The sequence below is a fragment of the Snodgrassella alvi genome, from assembly GCF_002777425.1.
In the GTDB taxonomy this organism is placed as follows: Bacteria; Pseudomonadota; Gammaproteobacteria; order Burkholderiales; family Neisseriaceae; genus Snodgrassella; species Snodgrassella alvi_B.
In genome coordinates this window covers 77,770-96,653 of record NZ_MDVC01000107.1, presented here as the reverse complement: position 1 = coordinate 96,653, position 18,884 = coordinate 77,770, and the positions used below count along the sequence as shown (strand labels likewise).

The window sequence follows — 18,884 nt, the reverse complement described above, 5'->3', positions numbered from 1 at the left end:
TGTATTTGTACTTACCTCTAAGGCCTGTGCTATGAATAATCTTTAAACAAATATTTACGTGGTATGTATGCTTGGGTATATGTTTTAATCAATAGCTAGCTGAAAGCATCTGTAAATGGTTTTCCAATAAGTTTGGCTATTGCCTCTGCAATTCTTTTACTTCTTCTACCACTTGTTATAACTTCAGCAACGGAATGATTTGTCACATTTAAAGCATCTGCAATTAATCGCGCAGATAAGCCTTTTTTCTTTGAATCTTCATAAATTTCATTCGGCTCCATAGTTTTCCCATTAAAATACTGGTCTACTTGACTGATTTACCTGCTTGTTTTAACTAACGAACTAACTTTACTACAAAGATATTTGGTATAGCAAGTATCTTTGTGAATTTAAAGGGGTTTAATTATGCAATTAATTGATTTGGCAATGAATTTAATTAATGAAAGAGAGCGTCTCGGCTATTCACGCAAAAATTTCGCAGCACAAACAAATGTTAGTAGTGAAAGTCTACGTTTATATGAATCAGGAAAAGTTAATATGTCTGCTGAGTTTTTACTTGCGGCAACAAAACTGGGAGTTGATATTCAGTTTATATTTACGGGGATAAGATCTATGAATTTAGATGTTGTTTCTTCTAAAAATAAGGAGGAGATTACTGAAAATGTCTATGCTGTAGGAAATTTAATATCTGGCAATGTCAATAATTCGGTTATTGCGGCATCTGAAGCGGTTGTGCACCATACTCAAATTTATTCTAACAAACGAGAAAATGAAAAAAATAAAGAAATTATTTATATCACTGATAAGGAAATAAGAAATTTACAAGAGCTGGTTAGACAAATTGTAGAAACTGAAAAAATTTTGAAAAAAAAACCGAGGACAGCACGGTCGGTTTGGCAGAGTTTAAGCGCATATTGTAATACCAGTAGTTATAAATGCATAGCATTAAAGGATTACGAAAAAGCGGAAACATATTTAAAAAAATGGCTTAGCTTGTTAATCTATGAATTTGGGCGCAACAAGCTGCAATCAAAATAACAGATTAAATGATTTCTATACTAGTTAGTTGTGACTGGTTATGCTGTTTTAATTCGATTAATATAAACTAGTGAATATGCAAATAAATCCATGCGTCTGCATATTTCTTTGTAGCGGTTATCGGCCAAACAAATGTTTTTTGTTTGGCCGATAACCATATTAATTCATACTTTTCTATAACCAATTAATTTAATTAAATAATTAAGCAAAAAACTGTGCATTTTGTTTAGTTTGCTAATTATAAACAAATCAAACCAATCTAATAGCCCATGCTTTGTTCAATGGAATTGGTTTACTCATGACTTGCAAGCAAAACACAGAAATAATGGTAAAAAACAAGGCTACTATACGATTTAATTTATATAACACTGTATAACTTAGAAAAAAGTAATAGGTAATAAAATTTTAGAAATCGAATTCAATTTAATGTTTTTAAAAAACTTTTTTAAGTTGTACATTTGAAATAAAAATAATTGCGCCATATTAATGCTTGAAATCGATATGGCACAACAGTTTAAATATTGCTCAAACCTTTTTATTATCTGCTTAAAAGATTTCAAAATTTGCGCAATTTTTGCCTAAAAAGGTACAAAAGCTGAATTTCAAATTTTTGCCATCCCCCTCCCTGAATGCCCGTGTTTCCTATATTTCAGCCTTTTGTGTGTGTTGCAGAAAGGTTCAAAAAAAAAGCACTACCCCACGTGTAAATGCTGCTGTGGCTAATAATGAATAACTATACACTGCCAGTGTGAAGTGAGGCTGGCAGTGTATGTGAGAGGGTTAATTATCTGCGCCGGATTTTTCAGGCTACAGACACGCACTTGAGTGCGGTTTTAGGCCAGTGAGGCAATCATGCCGGCGGCTACGGTGTGATTGGTGGTTTCGTCAATCAGGATAAAGGCACCGGTAGCCGGATTGGCTTGGTAGGTAGTGGCTACTATTGGTTTCTGCACGCTGAGCTGTATGCGGCCGATATCATTCAGTTGCATACTGTCGCTGTCTTGGCGGTGATTCAGGCTTTGTACATCGAGCAGGTAATCAACCTGCCTGATTTTGGTATAAACGGTCTGTGTGCTATGTTTGAGCCAGTAGCGTCGGGCGCAATTCAATGGCTTGCTGTCAAACCAGCATATTGAAGCGCTGAGATTTTTAACTGGCTGCAATGTGCTGTCTGCGGCAACGATGCTGTCGCCGCGTGATACATCTATATCATCAGCCAGTACTATGGTGAGCACGGTACCGGCCTGTGCCTGCTCTACCTGACCGGCCGGGGTATATATGGCGGCAATGGTGCTGGTCTGGCCGGCCGGTTCGATGCGCACTGGGTTGCCCACGCGCAGGCAGCCTTGTTCCAGCCGCCCCTGATACCCGCGAAAATCATCGGCACTGCTGCCATCCAGCCGCGCAACGCGCTGTACTGGAAATAGTGCCGGTGCGGCCAAAAGCTGGCTGTTGCGGTTGGCCACGGGCAGGCTTTCCAGCAGTCGTAACAATGGCTGCCCCTGATACCACGGCATATGCGCGCTGACGGTTACGATGTTGTCTCCATTGAGGGCGGAGATGGGTACGTAGTTAATATTGTGCAAATCCAGTGCTGTAGCCAGTTTGTTATAGGCACGTTTGATGGCGTTGAATTTTTCTTCGCTGTAGTCGAGTAAATCCAGTTTGTTTACGGCCACGATGATGTGTGCTGTTCCGAGCAGTTTGAGGATGGCACTGTGGCGCTGGGTTTGCGGTAATAAAGCCGGTGTGTGTTCGCTGTAATCCAGCCGGGTGGCATCTATCAGGATAATGGCGGCATCGGCGGTTGAGGCTCCGGTTACCATATTGCGGGTGTATTGTTCATGCCCGGGGGTGTCGGCAATGATGAATTTGCGTGCTGGTGTGGCAAAATAACGGTAGGCTACGTCGATGGTTATGCCCTGCTCGCGCTCGGCGGCCAGCCCGTCGGTGAGCTGGGCAAAATCGGGGACGCCATCGGCGGTACGTTTGTGTTTGCCGTGATACAGGGCGGCCACTTGATCGGCCAGTAATGACTGGCTGTCAAACAGTAGACGCCCTATCAGGGTAGATTTGCCATCATCCACGCTGCCGGCAGTTATAAAACGCAATACGGAATCGGTGCTCATCGGTGTCTCACTTTTGTGGGGTTGCTGCCTGCGCCAGCATTTGTTGCAGGCTCTGCCAGACGGGTGGTAATTCGCTGAATCCGTCTTCGGCCATTAGGTGGCCGCCAGACGGTACATAATCGATGCTGCTATGCAATGCATGGGCGATGGTGCTGCTGGCGGCTTCGGGAACATAGGGGTCATTGGTGGAAATAATGCTGTGTACCTTCATGCTGATGTGCTGCAAAGCGGTGAAATCGGGCTGGCTGGCATGGATATAGTCATCCAGTATTTTTAATTCGGGCAGTTGGGTGGCAAAGCCGGCCACTAGTATGAGCCCGCCCAGCCGTGCCGGCCGGTGCCGGCTGAGAAAGTGCAGCAAGGTGATGACGCCGAGGCTGTGGCCAATCAGAAAGGTGTTTGCTTGGGGCTGGCCGATAATTTCATCCAGTGTCTGCTGCCACTCTGCGGCCTGTGGGTAGTCTGGTGTGGGCATGGCCGGCTGGGTTACGGTGTTACCGGCGGCGCGTGCTTGTGTGGCCAGCCAGTCAAACCAGTTATCATGCGGGCTACTCTGAAAGCCGTGTACGATAAATATATGCGGTGTTGCTGTGGTGGGTGTATTGGCCATCAGAAATAACCTGCTTTCTTGCGCTCTTCCATTGCTGCTTCTGATACTTGATCATCCATGCGGGTAGCGTTGCGCTCGGAGATGGTGGTTTGTGCGGTTTCGGCTATGATTTCTGCTGCGGTGGCCGCTACGCTGGCTACGGGGCAGGTGCAGGAAATATCGCCTACGGTACGGAAGCGTACGCTGCGGATTACGCTCACTTCGTTTTCTTTTTTGGGTGTCAGCTCGGTTACTGGTACCAGCATATTGCCGCGTTCTACGACTTCTCGCTGGTGTGCATAGTAAATCGGTGGCAAGGCAAGCTGTTCGCGCGCGATGTATTGCCAGATATCGAGTTCTGTCCAGTTGGAAATCGGGAATACGCGCATGTTTTCGCCCGGGTGCAGGCGGGTATTGTATAAATCCCATAATTCCGGCCGCTGGTTTTTGGGATCCCACTGACCAAATTCATCCCGAAAGGAGAAAATCCGTTCTTTGGCGCGGGCTTTTTCCTCATCCCGCCGCGCGCCGCCCATTAATGCATCAAAGCCATTGGCTTCGATGGTTTCCAGCAGGGTGATGGCCTGTGCGGCATTGCGTGAATCGGTAGCACGGCGCAGGGTTACACTGCCGCGGCGGATAGAATCTTCTACGCTGCCAACAATCAGCCGTGCGCCCAACTGTTGTACGGTGGCATCGCGAAAAGCGATGACTTCGGGATAGTTGTGTCCGGTATCTATATGTACCAGTGTAAGCGGTAATTGCAGGCTGTGTCCGGGAATCTGAAATGCTTTGACGGCCAGTGCCAGCAGTACTACTGAATCTTTGCCGCCGGAAAATAGTAACGCCGGATTGCGTGCTTCGGCTACTACTTCGCGGATGATGTAAATCGATTCGGCTTCCAGCCAGTCCAGATGTTTGTCTTGAATACTCATGATGTTTCCGTTATGGCTGCCAAGCATGTCGGCCATGCCTGCAACGCTGGGTTGATTTCTGCCTATTTGTGCAAACCACATTCTTTGCTATCCTGACTTTCCCACCACCAGCGTCCGGCACGAATGTCTTCTCCGGCTTTTACGGGACGGGTGCAGGGCTCACAGCCAATGCTTGGATAGCCTTGCTGGTACAGCTCGTTTACTGGCAACTGCTGCATCTGGGCATATGCCCATACTTCGGTTTCCAGCCAGTCGGCCAGTGGATTGTATTTGGCGATGCCATGCGCTTTATCCTGCTCCGCCAGTGCTAACGCTGTGCGTGTAGTTGATTGCTCCCGCCGCTGTCCGGTTATCCATGCATCGGCCTTGTTCAGGGCGCGGCCAAGCGGTTCGATTTTGCGGATATGGCAGCATTCACGCCGCAGGGCAACGCTGTCATAAAAAGCCTGTTTGCCATGGGCGGCTACATAGGCATCAACAGCGTCTTCATCCGGCCGGTATTCGGCAATGCGGATACCCCAATGCTCATAGGCGGCACGCAGCAGGTTCTGTGTTTCGTTATTGAGTGCGCCGGTATTGAGGGTAAATATTTCAATTGGTAGCTGCTCGCGCACAATGATATCGGTAATGACCATGTCTTCAACCGCCAGACTGGAGGCAAATTTAATATGCTGATGCTGCCGTACAATCTGCTGTAAACGTGTCTGCAACTGGGCGGTTAAGGCCGGCAGGCGTTTGGTGGCGGCCGCATCATGCGGTGGTGTCCACAGGCGAGGGCGCAACATGGTTATGACTATCCTGAATGTACAATTTGTTAATGACAGCAACTGTTTAAGCTGATTACTGTCTGAATCACACGGATAGTAGCAAGCGCAGGCAACGGCAAGGAAAGAATAAAAATTTCTTTCTTTATAACCAAATCCCCAGTCTGTGCATGGCGATGGCAGATATAACTGCCAACGCTTTGGTTAGAAAAATTGCTTCTTTTTCAGGCGGGCACTGGTGCTTATAAGATGGCATGCTAAATACAACGATAAGCCAGTATGAATCACTATCCGATATTTACTCATTTATATCAGCGCAAGGTATTACTGGTAGGCGGCGGTCTGGTGGCCGAACGTAAGGCCAGCGCGCTGTTACAGGCCGGCGCGCGGCTACAGGTGGTTGCGCAGCAAACCACTGCTCAGTTTGCAGAGTGGTTTGCGGCACAACAAGCCGAATACATTGGTACGGAATTCAGCCCCGATTTATTGAATGGTGTGTTTCTGGTGGTTGCAGCCACCAGTGACCATGCGCTGAATCGGCGTATTTTTCAGGCGGCCGAAGCGGCGGCGACATTTTGCAACTGTGTCGACCAGCCGGCCTGCTGTTCCTTTATTGTGCCGGCACTGATTGACCGCAGCCCAATACAGGTAGCGGTGAGCAGCGACGGCCACGCGCCGGTGCTGGCGCGCCTGATTCGCCAACAGATTGAAGTGTTGCTGCCTTTCTCTCTGGGACGGGTGGCTGCGGTAGCCGGACGCTGGCGCAAACAGGTGAAAACTGCCTTACGCAGTCTTAGTGAGCGGCGGCGTTTCTGGGAGCAGTTGTTTCAGCACAGCCGCTTTGGCCAGTATATTGCCAGCGGCGATGAAGTTGCGGCAGAAACGCTGTTGCAGCAACAGTTAACTCAGCACCAGCCGCTGCCGCAGGGTGAAGTGGCGCTGGTGGGTGCCGGCCCGGGCGATGCCGGCCTGCTAACTTTACATGCTTTGCAGGCCATGCAGGCAGCGGATGTGGTGTTATACGATGCACTGGTATCGGCAGAAGTGTTGGCGCTGGTGCGTCGCGATGCTTTAAAAATCAGTGTGGGCAAACGCTGCGGACGCCATCAGGTGCAACAGCAGCAAACCAATGAGCTGCTGGTAGAGTGGGCACAGCAGGGTAAACGTGTGGTACGCCTCAAAGGCGGTGATCCGTTTGTCTTTGGCCGTGGCGGTGAAGAATGTGCGGTATTGCAAGCGGCTGGCATTCCTTTTCGTATTATTCCCGGCATTAGTGCCGGTTTGGGAGCCACTGCCTATGCCGGTATTCCACTCACGCATCGCGATTATGCCCAGAGTGTTTTGTTCGTTACCGGCCACCAGCAATTGGGCAGCCAGACATACGGCTGGCAGACGCTGGCCTGTGCACGGCAAACTCTGGTGATTTATATGGGAACGCTGCAAGCGGCAGAAATCAGCCGGCAGTTAATTGCCCATGGGCGGGCGGGCAGTACGCCGGTAGCGATTATTTCGCATGGCACTCAGGCCAATCAATGTGTCTTAACCGGTGAACTGCATCAATTGGCGGTACTGGCACAACAGGCAGCCACACCGGCGCTGATGGTTATTGGGGAGGTGGTACGGTTGCGGCAGCAACTGGCGTGGTTTCAGCCACAGGGCAATTCTGTCGCCGACGAGGCAGCAGCTTAGCGATGATGTGCTTGCTGCCATAAAAAAACAGCACGTGCGCAGACGTGCTGTTGTTGTTTTCTGTATAACCTGTATCAGTCTGCCCGTGCCGCTGTCTGGGCATAATTGGCCAAGCCAATTTCTTCAATCAGGTCTAGCTGTGTGCCCAGCCAGTCTAGATATTCTTCATTTACTGCTTTTTGCTGTTCAAGCAAATCGCGTGACACAAAATCAAGCTGATTTTCACACACGGCAATCGCATCGGCCAGCGCGATATGCTTGGCCTGTTCCGCCTGCTGGTCACACTGTAAAATTTCGGTGATGTTTTCACCCACCAGAATCTTGCCATATTCCTGCAAGTTGGGCAGCCCTTCCAGCAGCAGTATGCGTTCAATCAGTGCATCGGCACTTTTCATGTCGCGAATCGAGTGTTTGTACAGCACTTCGCCCAGCTCGGCAAAGCCCCAGTTGCGTAATATCCGTGCATGTAAAAAATACTGATTGATGGATACCAGCAGCAAACCCAGATTTTTATTCAGTGCCTGTAAGGCCAAACGGTCTCCCTGCATATTTTTCTCCTTACAACTGGTTTTGCAGATAGTTTGGCAAACCCATTACTTCAATCTGGCGTAATTGCTGTTCCAGCCAGTGGGCATGGTCTTCTTCGGTATCTTTCAACTGTGCCACCAGAAACTGCCGGGTGACATAGTCTTGTTCCTGTTCACATAGTTTAATTGCATCTTTCAGGTTCTGGCGCACACTCAGCTCGGTAGCCAGATCATTTTGCAACATGCTCACTACATCGGTACCAACATTGACTGCATCCGGCACCATGTTTGGCTTGCCATTGAGCATCAGAATACGGTGGATAAACTGGTGGGCGTGGTCGGTTTCTTCCTGCATCTCATGGTCTATGCGCTGAAAAAGCTGCATATAGCCCATATCTTCATACATACGTGAGTGCGCAAAATACTGGTCACGTGCGGCCAGCTCTCCTGCCAGTAAGCGGTTTAAACAATCCAGTACAACTTTTTTGCCTTCCATATTTGCTTCCTTTTTGCTCAAAGCTGTTCTGTTGGCATAGCCAGACAGCTTTGATTAATTATTAAACAGTCATCAACAATCCAGCCTGACCCTGAAACCGTCATCACCAGATAAACCATTTAAATAGCATTAATTTATGCTGTTGTTTTCGTACCTGTGCTGCGTATACTAAACCTATCAGTAGATTAAGCATGCATTTGCATCACCGTACTGTATCCAATGGGGATAAATAGTCTACCGCAGTATTTTGTGCAGCCGTGAATTGCAGGCTTAAATTAATCTGCCATCCCATCCCCCGCTAAACAGGTGTATTAATTACGCAATATTTTCAATACAATAATCGATACAACCATTTGAACTTATCATAACATTAAATTTCATCACTATTTTTAATCTAAATAAAACTAATTTTCATAATTATTCATCTGAAAATTCAAAAATTAACTTAAATATTCAATATAAACATAGCATTAGAATAATAATGGTTCTCATCATTTATTAAAATCTATCAGCAGGCCTGCCTGAGCCAGTTAAATTAGAAAATATTTATATAAATTAACTTTATTTAACTAATATACAGACACTTGTACAACCAAATTATTACATAGCCATAATGAAGTTATGCCAGAGAAAATATAACCATTCGCATTTATTGCCTGTTCATGCCATATCCGCCAATCCACATATTTTTTGTCGTATTTATTGTTGGTATAAATGTAATGGACACCAGTGGTACAGATAGCTACAACTGGTGCCTGCAAATAGGCCAATAAAATATATTCTGCAACGATATGCTTCAGCTTACCCAGCTTAGGGGAGCAGATTTAGTCGCGTATGCGTACTGCTGCTGGCTGACAAAATACGCGGGGGCGCCAGTAATACCACAAAGTTATTAATGCACTCATACCTGCCCTTCATGACTCAAGTGAATGGTGGCTGCACCACCCTGATGTAATTGTTGTAAGGCTTGCAGGGTAGTTACATAGGCACGCGGATTATCCATAATCAGATTAGCCAGTTTCAACGGTAGCCGCATCTGCTGATAATTCAGGTGCGACCAGGCTGCATCACTGGCCAGCAGCGTCCAGCCATTATCTGTGGCCACAAAAGCGCGCCACTCCTCCTGTTCCGGCAGCCTGTGCCAACTTGCGCGTGGCCAATACATTGGCCTGATAGAATTCTGCCCAGCTTCCCCAGGCTGAGGACTTGGCTGCACAATGCCAGACGGCGTCACAGCACTGCATTAACTGACACACTGTTCGACACTGGCCTGCTCCAGATCAAGCGCAGTAAATGACGCTTGATACTGGTGCAGCCATTGCGCAGCCGCCTGATTGCGACCGGTGGCATGTACTTGATGTCCCTGCTGCAATAGAGATTCCGCTGCATTGCGCTCTAGCCCACTGGTGGCACCAGTGACTAGTATTTTCATGGCAACAGCACCATACCCCCAAGTGTTAGGCCGGCAGCAGTACCCAACAACATTAACGGTTTGCCCGCATGTACTCTTCCTGTCGTCCATGCTTCATGCATTACCGAGGGGATGGAGGCAGCCACCTGATTACCGCGATAGCGGTAAATATCCACATACTGATCCGGCCTGATACGTAGCTGCTTGCAAATATGTTTAAGCGCCAGATGACTGGCCTGATGCATCAGCACACAATCCAGTTGCGACATACTCAAACCGGCCTGCTGCAACAGACGCTCGGTAAAGCTTTCAAGCAGTGTGGAGGCTAGCCTGAATAATTGCTTGCCTTTCATATCAAACAGAAAATCACTGTCATCCATCCCTACTCGCAGATTGCGTCGCGTGCCACCACAACGCACCTCACATAAATCCAGCCCCTCAGGATAGGTTTCCAGCAAAAACGACACAATACCACTGCTGCCATCGCCTTTTTCCACAATTGCACAAGCTGCACCATCACCAAAAATCAGTGCAGACTCCTCATCATCCCAGTTAAGACCGCGCGAAGGCAGATCGGCAGAAACAATAGCAATGCGCCGGTACACACCCTGATTAAGCAGACAGGCTGCCGTTTCCAGCGCAGTCATAAAACTAACACAAGTATTATTGATATCGAAACTGGCAATATTCTGCGGTAAATTGCTAACTTTTAGAATATGCGCGGCTGTATACGGTAATACCTGAATACCAATTGCCGAAGCAGAAATCAGCAAATCAATAGATTCCGGCGCAATCTGCTGGCGTTGCAGTGCATCATTCAATGCCTCGACAGCTAACTGTGCCTGACCGACATCATCAGTAATATGAAAACGGTGCTCTATACCGGAACGTCGCTGCACATAACCATCAGGTTTGTTAAAACGTTTGTCTAGCTCGGATGATGTCACACACCTTGCCGGTACGGCAGCACCTGTAGATAGAATTTTTAACGGTATAGTTGCACATATTGAATTTTGAACAGTCATTCGCTTCACCTCAAATATTAATCTTCATTATGTAAATTAATGATACAAATCAATGTTATTTAACGTCTATAAAATTTTATTCACAAATTTTGATACAGCACAAATATTAATCAAGAAACTGATTATTCAATAAATCCTATTCAGTAAATTTTAATTTCATATGGGTAAATAATCTTATTGGCATATTTAATTTTTATAAGAAACTCTATATCAGCCGATACTTTTTTTAATCAGAAATTTATGACAAAACTAAATAAAAATATAGTAAATAAACAAATTTATTGTATAAAATTTACCCTTAATCACAATAACATATGTAGTTTATTAACAACATACAACAAAAATTGACTTATACAACACATCTCAAACATAATTATATATATAAAATTTATGTATAAAAAAAACTACTCACATTACTCAGTTGAAATCAATAAAAAATCCGTACTAGAAACTCATATCTACAACTGACATACTGCCAGCATAGAAAGAAAGTTTTAGTACGGATTGATTTAGATTAAAAACGAATTATTGCCTTACAACACAATACCGCCAGTAACCCCGTATACCTGAGCTGTCACATAGCTGGATTCATCAGACATCAGGAAAACATAGGTAGGTGCAAGTTCAGCAGGCTGACCGGCACGGCCAAGTACAGATTCACTCTGGCCAAATTTCGGAATGGCTTCAGGAGGCTGGCCGCCGGTAATTTCCAGTGCAGTCCAGATGGGGCCTGGTGCCACAGAATTTACCCGGATACCTTTTTCGGCCACCTGTTTGGCCAAGGCCTGAGTAAAGGCCACAATCGCAGCTTTAGTTGCAGCATAATCCACCAGATTAGGACTAGGCTCAAAGGCTTGTACAGAACTGGTGGTAACAATGGTAGAGCCAGCAGGTAAATGAGGCATAGCAGCCTGAATTACCCAAAACAAGGAAAATACATTAATCTCAAATGTTTTTTTCAACTGTTCCGTACTGATATCACAGAAACGCTCTACTGCGGTCTGTTTGCCGGCAACCAAAGTCAAACCATCCAGTCCACCCAGCTCGGTATGCGCTTTTTCAACTAGCTGTTTGCAGAAATGCTCATCACTCAAATCACCGGGAATACACACCACTTTACGGCCAGCTTCCTGTATTAGTGCTGCAACCTGTTTAGCGTCTTCCTCTTCAGCCGGCAAATAATTAATTGCCAGATCAGCACCTTCACGGGCGTAGGCAATCGCTGTAGCGCGCCCAATACCCGAATCGGCACCGGTGACCAGAATCTTGCGTCCGCTCAAACGGCCATGACCTTCATAGCTTTTTTCGCCACAATCCGGTACCGGATCCATCCTGCTTTGCAGGCCCGGGGCAGGCTGATACTGTTTAGAAAAATCCTGATGGTAGTACTTGGTTCTTGGATCTTGTAAACCTTCTTGATGATTCATAATACATCTCCATGTTTAACAATGCTTTATCCAGATGGAACAGCAAAACCATCATACGACAGATTATGATACGCGCAAAGAAAATCCCCTGTAATTTATGTCAATATTGTAGTTAAAATTTATTAATCTCAATGGCTTGTATATTTTTATACAAATTATGACAAAAAATAACCAGAGCAGGCTGAATACTAAACATAATTATCCATATCCAGCATAAGCAGCCCGCCCGGACAAACCTCAGAAACGATGCGTATACGAAATACCAGCAATATGTGCATGTGAACGGTAATCCGCCTCACCTCGTACATTGCTGGAAACATGCACACCCTGATCCTGCTGGTTCATATGCGTCTGCTGAATATGCAAATAGGCATACGATACGGCTACAGTATCATTTTTATTCACATCATATTTGACACCAGTGCCAAACAGCCAGCGGTTACCATCAGGAATTGTAGACAGTCGCGTAGACGAGCTGCGTACCGGCGACTGGTCATAATTCACCCCGAAACGCCACTGTAGGCGCGGATTCTGCTGGTAGGAGGCTCCTACACCCACTGCATAAGTATCACGCCAATTAGTGACAATATGCGTAGTATTAGAAGTAGCCCCATGTACCGGATCAATCGCTTTGTCGTGCTCAAAATTAATATCCAGCTGATGCAGACGCGAAGAACGCGTCCAGCTCACATTACCAAACACATTCCACTGCGGATTCACTTTCCACATACCATGTAGCGACATCACTTCCGGCGTGGTAATTTGTACCTGCGCACCTTCCAGAGCCTTAAAGCCAAACTGCTCAAACAACGGTGCATAGCTTTGCGCATAGCTGCCCATTGGCTTCCAACGTGCGGTACCGTGCAAATGCTGGTTAATTTTCGAGCGATAGCTAACACCTACCCGCACATCATCATTAATATCCCACAGCCAGCCAGCATTGAAGCCATAGCCCCAGTCATTGCCTTTCACCGTGGCACGCGCATCAAATGCTCCCGGTGCTTTCTGATGTAATACAGCCTGCGGAATGCCAGACTGTGCACTGCCCACCGGCGCAAAATCAGCATATTTCTGTACTTCCGCATGCAGGTACTGCGCAATCAGCCCGACACCAATCGAGTGTCTGTCATTGATTTTATAAGCGATAGCCGGATTAATATCCAGCGCTTTCACATTAGTTTTATTCACGTTATAGCGCAGCACTGAATCAGAACTGTCATTAGTTCTGGCTGCATACGGAATATATACCCCCAGTCCCATACCCCATTTATCATTCAGGCGATGGGAAAAATACAGTTGCGGTACCAATTGAGCAGTATTGGCAATATTATCCTGCTCAGGCCCCTGCACAGCAGAGCCATCCGCAAACGTACCGCGGGCATTACGGTATGTAATATCGGGCTTAATTACAAATAAATTAGTATCGATCTGTGTACCATCCAGATTCATCAGTCCGGCCGGGTTATTCACAATAGTTGCCGCATCCGCAGCCTCAGCAGCCGCAGCATTACCGGCTGCTACCGCAGTTACAGACTGTAAACCCAAATGATATCCAGACGCATATACAGGAGAAATAATCGTTGCAGCACTGATAAATACAGTGCTTATTTTCATCACAGCTGGCAAATGTCTTGTCATTGTGTTTTTTCTCAAAGGCAGAAAACAAAAAAGACCTTAATTAAAGGTCTGAAAACAAATAAAAATATTCAGAAAAACTGAAAATCAGCTAAATTTGAGTGTTTATTCTAACCCAAAAATCCCAAAATTGCCGTTTAGCATCCTTACAATTTTTCAATTAAATTAAATTCACCATATCTAAATACAATTATTTTTCACCCAAAAAGCATAAAAATTCAGCTTAACAACCGCACCAGCATAAATAAAAATCAATAATTTTCAACAATATACACAAGAATCAAATTATACTCAAAAGATTAAAACTAGCATAATGCCCTGCAACTCAAACACATATAAAATCAAATAACAATAAATTGGTTTTTCCAGCCCGAACATGAAACATATCTGCCCAACACAAATTACAGCCCAAATATTCTGTGCCAGCAGCAACTGCCAATCAACAGACAGGGCATAAATACCCAAAACATAAATACAGCCAGAAAATAATGGCACAAAAGCTAAGTACAGCCATCCATCAAAACCTCATCACCGCACCAACCCTGTATTTGCCCGACTTTGCAATCATTAATTATTTTTTATACAGCCACTTTGGCATTTTATAACAACAAATACAATAAACTATTCCGGCATGCATACATGCATATTTCCCAGTTGCAGACCGCAAGCACAACAGCCTAACCGCAATATCGGCCATTTTTACCATAATCATCCGCCTGACAGCCATTTACAGTAGCCAGCACCAATGGTTACACTGTCACATTATTATCGGTTTACATGGTTACACAACAATGTTTCAACGACTGAAACGCACCTGGCCGCTATTACTATTATGGCTGGATCTGATTTACAGTTTCATCCTGAATATTGTTGCCAGCATCTCACTAGAACAAACGCCAGCGTCGCAAAACAATTTACCGGTATCACCAGACATTGCTTTCAGCTGGTTACAGGTAATCGCTAATGGCGGCATGGTGCTTACCCTTAGCTTTGCCTTCTCTATCCTGCTACAACTGAATCGTGCCGTGCAGCAGCATCAGTCGTGGCCAATGACACCAGTAAGAATCTCCGCCCTGCTGATTGTGCTGGCTTTCAGTCTGCCCGCCTGGTGGCAATGGCTATGGGCATTATGGGCACTGGCTCATGGCCAGATGGTAGTCGAATGGCACAATCTGCGTTATCTCATCGTTTCGATACTGTTACTGTATCCGGCCTGCCTGTGCCTGCGTTTACTCTGGATTCGGCACCGGCAGCACAAAAACATAGATGATTCCGACAATTTCATCCAGCCTGCCGGTACCCAGCCACCATACTGATTACCCGGCACTGCCTCAAGCAAATGCTGGCCGCAAGCCAATATAGGATAAAATATGCGCCAGAAATACAGCTGCGGATTAAACTTACATGAACACACAATCCATTACCACCTTACTCAACAGCATCACCATTCCAGCCAGTAGCCGTACTCTGGGTAGTGAAAAAGCCGTGAGTAACGTTACCATCGCCAACGATGGCATTCATCTTGACCTTACCTTTCCTTACCCTGTTGCACACCTCATTGATGAACTGCAACAGCTTATTGATCAGGCCATCACTGCCAAATTTGGCGATACACCCCTATTTGTACAAGTACAGCTGGCCATAGGCAAACACAAAGTACAGCCTGGCGTACAAACTATCGCCGGCGTTAAAAACATCATCGCCGTAGCTTCAGGCAAAGGCGGTGTGGGCAAATCCACCACCAGCGCCAATCTGGCCGTTGCTTTAAGCCGTATGGGCGCACGCGTAGGCGTACTTGATGCTGATATTTACGGCCCCAGCCAGCCTACCATGCTTGGCGTAGCCGCACAGGAACCACGCCAGCATGACGGCAAAATGATTCCCGTAATGGCCGCCGGTGAAATTCAGGTGATGTCAGTGGGCTTTCTGGTTGATACCGATCAGGCAGTTATCTGGCGCGGCCCGATGGTAAGTCAGGCTTTACAGCAGCTATTGTTTCAAAGCCAGTGGGACGATGTGGATTACCTGATTATCGACTTACCCCCCGGTACCGGCGATATCCAGCTCACACTGGCACAGAAAATTCCGGTTACCGGTGCAGTAGTAGTCACCACACCGCAAGATGTAGCCCTGATTGATGCCCGCAAAGCTGTGAATATGTTCCAGAAAGTGAATATTCCCATTTTCGGCGTGCTCGAAAACATGTCCATGCATATCTGTTCTCAATGCGGCCATGCCGAATCCATTTTCGGGCACAATGGCGGTAAAGAACTGGCGGACAGACTCGGCGTTCCCCTGCTGGGGCAGCTACCGTTAACACTGGCAGTACGTGAAGCCATGGATAATGGTAGCGCCTGTATACTGGCACAACAGCAGCCCCAAATCGCCAGCCTGTATGAACAAGCAGCATGGAAGCTGGTACAGGCATTGGCGGATCAGGGCAAAGACTATAGCCAGCGTTTCCCCAAAATTGTGGTTGAGTAAGCCCGAACAAACAGAGACAATTCCCCAACCATGCGATAACATTCACAACGGTTGTGACCGCACAACCGTTGACACAGCCTACCCGTATCCGGTCATATAGCAGAAGCAGCAACATCGAATTAACCCATTGTTATCGATAATAACTATGGTGATGCCATTTTATGAACACCCCGTTTTGGCCTTTACTGGCTCTACTTGCCGACGGTCTGGCACATAATGTCCAGACACTGGCAAATACCCTGAATAAAAAAATTCCCCAGCTCAATGCAGCCTGGCAGGATATGCCTGCCCACATCCAGAATCTATTGCGCCAGCACAATGACGTCTGGCAGCTCACCAAAACCCTGGCACTGATACCAGAACACATCTTCAACAATTGTGCCCGCCAGTATGGGTTTAATCCCCGTCTGCTGGTACAAACCACTTCCACCAACACCATCCTGCTGGAACAAGTGCGCCGCGCACCTACTGATGCCCCACCACAAATCTGTTTGGCCTATGAACAGACTGCCGGCCGCGGCCGACAAGGCAAAACATGGCAAAACCGCATTGGCGAATGCCTGATGTTTAGCCTGAGCTGGTCATTTCAGCGCTCACAGGCTCAACTGGGCGGTCTGGCACTGGTCGTGGCACTGGCCGTAGCCCAAACCCTGCGCGAACTCGGCATAACAGCACAAATCAAATGGCCGAATGACCTGATGCTGGATAACAGCAAACTTGGCGGCATTCTGATTGAAACCGTACCACAACAGAAACAAACCACCGCCATCATCGGCATCGGCTTAAACTTCAGCATCCCCGAGCAGGTGGGCACAGCCTCCGCTATCCTGTCGCTGCTGCCACAGGCGCAGGTAACACAGATTTTTCAGGGCATTCTGTCCCGACTGGCACAATACCTGCCACGTTTCAATCAGGATGGACTCAGCCCCTTTCTGGCCAATTACAACCAGCTGCACCGCGATCAGGGACAACTGGTACACCTGTTAGCTAATGGCAGCAGCATTGCCGAAGGCACAGTCAGCGGTATTGCCGCTTCCGGTGCCCTGCTGCTGCAAACCGCCAGCGGTGAACGCAGCTTTGTCACCGGCGAAATCAGCCTGCGCCCCGGTGCGGCACAAAGCCAGTCTGAAGAGGCCAGCAGAAAACGTTACCTGCTGCTGGACGCCGGCAACAGCAAACTCAAATGGGCCTGGGTAGAAAACGGCTGTATACTCAGCTATGGCAAAGCAGCCTATTACGACCTGCAACCATTAATACAGGACTGGGCACAACATGGTACCGGTGTACAGCGCATTATCGGCTGCGCTGTTTGTGGCAAAACACGCCAGCAGCAAATCGCCAGCATTCTGCCCAGCCCGGTAATGTGGTTGCCTTCCATGCCAGAAGCGCTTGGCATCTACAATCATTATCGCAAGCCGGCTGAACATGGCGCCGACCGCTGGTTTAACGTCATTGGCAGCCGGCGCTACAGCCGTCAGGCCTGCGTTGTGGTCAGCTGTGGTACAGCCGTCACCGTGGATGCACTTACCGATAACAATCATTATCTGGGTGGCAGCATCTTGCCAGGATTTCATTTAATGAAAGAAGCATTATCCAAACGCACAGCCAACCTCAACCGCCAGCTGGGCAAACCCTATGCGTTTGCCACCACCACCCCGAATGCTATGGCCAGTGGCATCATGGATGCAGTCTGTGGTGCCATCATCCTGATGCATGCACGACTGCAACAGAAAGTCGGCGACGGCAAGCCTGTCGACATCATTATTACCGGCGGCGGAGCCAATAAAGTAGCTCAGGCACTACCTAATACATTTGTCTTAGACAACCGCATTGAAATTGTGGATAATTTAGTGATTTATGGTTTACTCAATTGGGTTGAATACGCATGAAATGGCTGTTTGCAATCTTGGTAGCATTAAATATTATTGTTTTCGGCAGCATGATAGCTGGTAAACTGGTACATGGCGTATCTGCCTCACCCGCTGCCGCCAGCGCCGCCAGCCCTGCTGCGGAAGTGGTTGAAGCTGCCGCACCAGCCACCCCGGACATCAGCGTGCGCCATACAACTGAAGCAGCTGAAACAGCCGCCAGCAGCAGCGTGCCTGCCACCAAACCCGCCAGTAAAACCGATACCGCCGCGGCCAACAAACCAAAAACTGACACGCCCACTGACGCTCCCGCCAACGCCGACAAACCGGCTACACCTACATCTATACCTACAACCAATACCTGTACCGCCACAGTTACCCTGCCAGAAGATGATTTTCACCGCATCAAAGGCCTGCTTAACCACTGGCCGTTTACCACCAGCCGCTTCATCGAGCAGGTTAGCAGCTCAGCCAAACCACATCGTGTGCCCACACCTACCCGTTACATGGTGGCACTCTCTTCAAGTGGCGACAGCGATATCCGTGCCCGTCTGCAAGAACATGGCTTTGACTACGGCATCAATCAGGGCAAAGTCAGCCTCGGTGTATTCAACCGGCGTGACGACGCAGAAAGCTTAATGGCACGCGCTAAAATGCAGGGATTCAGCGATGCCTTTATCACCACTTTAGGCGGCAGCAGTAGCGACAGCGATAGTGAAAGTGACAGCCATTCTGGCCACGCTCCCATCAGCATTGCCAAAATGCGCGTTGTATTCAGCGGTGTAGACAACTCTGCCATGCATGATATCAACGCCATTACCGGCCGTTATGGCCGCATGCAGCGCAGCGGTAACTGTCACTAAGCCA

At 47.4% G+C, this 18,884-nt stretch carries 18 protein-coding genes; 6 read left to right on the top strand and 12 right to left on the bottom strand.

The genetic code is table 11. The features are described from left to right. Positions 1-95 precede the first annotated feature (95 nt). Positions 96-281 carry an XRE family transcriptional regulator gene (locus tag BGI33_RS10575; protein WP_100091148.1) on the bottom strand — a complete coding sequence of 62 codons (186 nt, stop codon included), beginning with the start codon at positions 279-281 and terminating at the stop codon, positions 96-98. 124 nt (positions 282-405) lie between these two features. On the opposite strand from BGI33_RS10575, the gene BGI33_RS10570 reads away from it, so the two are divergent. Continuing rightward, positions 406-1,038, top strand: a complete 633-nt coding sequence (locus BGI33_RS10570) for a helix-turn-helix domain-containing protein (protein WP_100091147.1) — start codon at positions 406-408, stop codon at positions 1,036-1,038. An 833-nt stretch (positions 1,039-1,871) separates the two neighbouring features. On the opposite strand, the gene BGI33_RS10565 is transcribed toward BGI33_RS10570, so the two are convergent. From BGI33_RS10565 to BGI33_RS10550, 4 genes are all read right to left on the bottom strand, one after another. Next, on the bottom strand, positions 1,872-3,167 hold the full coding sequence (locus BGI33_RS10565) for a sulfate adenylyltransferase subunit 1 (protein WP_100091145.1): 1,296 nt from the start codon (positions 3,165-3,167) through the stop codon (positions 1,872-1,874). 7 nt (positions 3,168-3,174) lie between these two features. Beyond that, positions 3,175-3,777, bottom strand: coding sequence for an RBBP9/YdeN family alpha/beta hydrolase (locus BGI33_RS10560; protein ID WP_100091144.1), 603 nt, complete (start codon positions 3,775-3,777; stop codon positions 3,175-3,177). Beyond that, positions 3,777-4,691, bottom strand: coding sequence for a sulfate adenylyltransferase subunit CysD (cysD, locus tag BGI33_RS10555; RefSeq protein ID WP_037407542.1), 915 nt, complete (start codon positions 4,689-4,691; stop codon positions 3,777-3,779). The genes BGI33_RS10560 and cysD overlap by 1 nt, the downstream gene beginning before the upstream one ends. A gap of 62 nt (positions 4,692-4,753) precedes the next feature. Further along, positions 4,754-5,482 (bottom strand): phosphoadenylyl-sulfate reductase, encoded by a 729-nt coding sequence (locus tag BGI33_RS10550; protein ID WP_218965192.1) that lies wholly within the window; start codon positions 5,480-5,482, stop codon positions 4,754-4,756. 252 nt (positions 5,483-5,734) lie between these two features. On the opposite strand from BGI33_RS10550, the gene cysG reads away from it, so the two are divergent. Then, positions 5,735-7,144: a siroheme synthase CysG gene (cysG, locus tag BGI33_RS10545; protein ID WP_100091141.1), complete on the top strand. Its 1,410-nt coding sequence runs from the start codon at positions 5,735-5,737 to the stop codon at positions 7,142-7,144. A 74-nt stretch (positions 7,145-7,218) separates the two neighbouring features. On the opposite strand, the gene bfr (BGI33_RS10540) is transcribed toward cysG, so the two are convergent. The 7 genes from bfr (BGI33_RS10540) to BGI33_RS10505 form a co-directional block, all read right to left on the bottom strand. Then, entirely contained in the window at positions 7,219-7,692 is a 474-nt protein-coding gene (gene bfr, locus BGI33_RS10540; RefSeq protein ID WP_100091140.1) for a bacterioferritin, read from the bottom strand. A gap of 10 nt (positions 7,693-7,702) precedes the next feature. After that, on the bottom strand, positions 7,703-8,167 hold the full coding sequence (gene bfr, locus BGI33_RS10535) for a bacterioferritin (protein ID WP_100091139.1): 465 nt from the start codon (positions 8,165-8,167) through the stop codon (positions 7,703-7,705). Positions 8,168-9,068: 901 nt separating this feature from the next. Further along, complete coding sequence (locus BGI33_RS12960) at positions 9,069-9,332, bottom strand: hypothetical protein (RefSeq protein ID WP_180298979.1); 264 nt, start codon at positions 9,330-9,332, stop codon at positions 9,069-9,071. 78 nt (positions 9,333-9,410) lie between these two features. Then, a complete protein-coding gene (locus BGI33_RS13565) occupies positions 9,411-9,599 on the bottom strand; it encodes an SDR family NAD(P)-dependent oxidoreductase (protein ID WP_100091136.1) in 189 nt (62 codons plus the stop codon). After that, positions 9,596-10,603 carry a 3-oxoacyl-[acyl-carrier-protein] synthase III C-terminal domain-containing protein gene (locus tag BGI33_RS10515; protein ID WP_100091135.1) on the bottom strand — a complete coding sequence of 336 codons (1,008 nt, stop codon included), beginning with the start codon at positions 10,601-10,603 and terminating at the stop codon, positions 9,596-9,598. The genes BGI33_RS13565 and BGI33_RS10515 overlap by 4 nt, the downstream gene beginning before the upstream one ends. 533 nt (positions 10,604-11,136) lie before the next feature. Further along, on the bottom strand, positions 11,137-12,030 hold the full coding sequence (locus BGI33_RS10510) for an SDR family oxidoreductase (protein WP_100091133.1): 894 nt from the start codon (positions 12,028-12,030) through the stop codon (positions 11,137-11,139). A gap of 237 nt (positions 12,031-12,267) precedes the next feature. Then, the gene (locus BGI33_RS10505) at positions 12,268-13,644 is read right to left on the bottom strand and encodes an OmpP1/FadL family transporter (RefSeq protein ID WP_180296996.1); all 1,377 of its coding nucleotides are present in this window, start codon (positions 13,642-13,644) and stop codon (positions 12,268-12,270) included. Positions 13,645-14,456: 812 nt separating this feature from the next. Between BGI33_RS10505 and BGI33_RS10495 the strand changes: the two genes are divergently transcribed. The 4 genes from BGI33_RS10495 (at position 14,457) to BGI33_RS10480 (ending at position 18,880) form a co-directional block, all read left to right on the top strand. Further along, positions 14,457-14,981, top strand: a complete 525-nt coding sequence (locus tag BGI33_RS10495) for a hypothetical protein (protein WP_100091130.1) — start codon at positions 14,457-14,459, stop codon at positions 14,979-14,981. A gap of 88 nt (positions 14,982-15,069) precedes the next feature. Continuing rightward, the gene (gene apbC / locus BGI33_RS10490) at positions 15,070-16,149 is read left to right on the top strand and encodes an iron-sulfur cluster carrier protein ApbC (RefSeq protein WP_100091128.1); all 1,080 of its coding nucleotides are present in this window, start codon (positions 15,070-15,072) and stop codon (positions 16,147-16,149) included. A 161-nt stretch (positions 16,150-16,310) separates the two neighbouring features. After that, positions 16,311-18,038 (top strand): biotin--[acetyl-CoA-carboxylase] ligase, encoded by a 1,728-nt coding sequence (locus tag BGI33_RS10485; RefSeq protein WP_100091127.1) that lies wholly within the window; start codon positions 16,311-16,313, stop codon positions 18,036-18,038. Continuing rightward, entirely contained in the window at positions 18,035-18,880 is an 846-nt protein-coding gene (locus tag BGI33_RS10480) for a hypothetical protein (RefSeq protein ID WP_100091126.1), read from the top strand. The genes BGI33_RS10485 and BGI33_RS10480 overlap by 4 nt, the downstream gene beginning before the upstream one ends. Positions 18,881-18,884: the final 4 nt, after the last annotated feature.

Coding starts and splice junctions, on each gene's coding strand:
- BGI33_RS10575 (WP_100091148.1), bottom strand. CDS start 281: ATGGAGCCGAATGAAATTTATGAAGATTCAAAGAAAAAAGGCTTATCT.
- BGI33_RS10570 (WP_100091147.1), top strand. CDS start 406: ATGCAATTAATTGATTTGGCAATGAATTTAATTAATGAAAGAGAGCGT.
- BGI33_RS10565 (WP_100091145.1), bottom strand. CDS start 3,167: ATGAGCACCGATTCCGTATTGCGTTTTATAACTGCCGGCAGCGTGGAT.
- BGI33_RS10560 (WP_100091144.1), bottom strand. CDS start 3,777: ATGGCCAATACACCCACCACAGCAACACCGCATATATTTATCGTACAC.
- cysD (WP_037407542.1), bottom strand. CDS start 4,691: ATGAGTATTCAAGACAAACATCTGGACTGGCTGGAAGCCGAATCGATT.
- cysG (WP_100091141.1), top strand. CDS start 5,735: ATGAATCACTATCCGATATTTACTCATTTATATCAGCGCAAGGTATTA.
- bfr (WP_100091140.1), bottom strand. CDS start 7,692: ATGCAGGGAGACCGTTTGGCCTTACAGGCACTGAATAAAAATCTGGGT.
- bfr (WP_100091139.1), bottom strand. CDS start 8,167: ATGGAAGGCAAAAAAGTTGTACTGGATTGTTTAAACCGCTTACTGGCA.
- BGI33_RS12960 (WP_180298979.1), bottom strand. CDS start 9,332: ATGTATTGGCCACGCGCAAGTTGGCACAGGCTGCCGGAACAGGAGGAG.
- BGI33_RS13565 (WP_100091136.1), bottom strand. CDS start 9,599: ATGAAAATACTAGTCACTGGTGCCACCAGTGGGCTAGAGCGCAATGCA.
- BGI33_RS10515 (WP_100091135.1), bottom strand. CDS start 10,603: ATGACTGTTCAAAATTCAATATGTGCAACTATACCGTTAAAAATTCTA.
- BGI33_RS10510 (WP_100091133.1), bottom strand. CDS start 12,030: ATGAATCATCAAGAAGGTTTACAAGATCCAAGAACCAAGTACTACCAT.
- BGI33_RS10505 (WP_180296996.1), bottom strand. CDS start 13,644: ATGAAAATAAGCACTGTATTTATCAGTGCTGCAACGATTATTTCTCCT.
- BGI33_RS10495 (WP_100091130.1), top strand. CDS start 14,457: ATGTTTCAACGACTGAAACGCACCTGGCCGCTATTACTATTATGGCTG.
- apbC (WP_100091128.1), top strand. CDS start 15,070: ATGAACACACAATCCATTACCACCTTACTCAACAGCATCACCATTCCA.
- BGI33_RS10485 (WP_100091127.1), top strand. CDS start 16,311: ATGAACACCCCGTTTTGGCCTTTACTGGCTCTACTTGCCGACGGTCTG.
- BGI33_RS10480 (WP_100091126.1), top strand. CDS start 18,035: ATGAAATGGCTGTTTGCAATCTTGGTAGCATTAAATATTATTGTTTTC.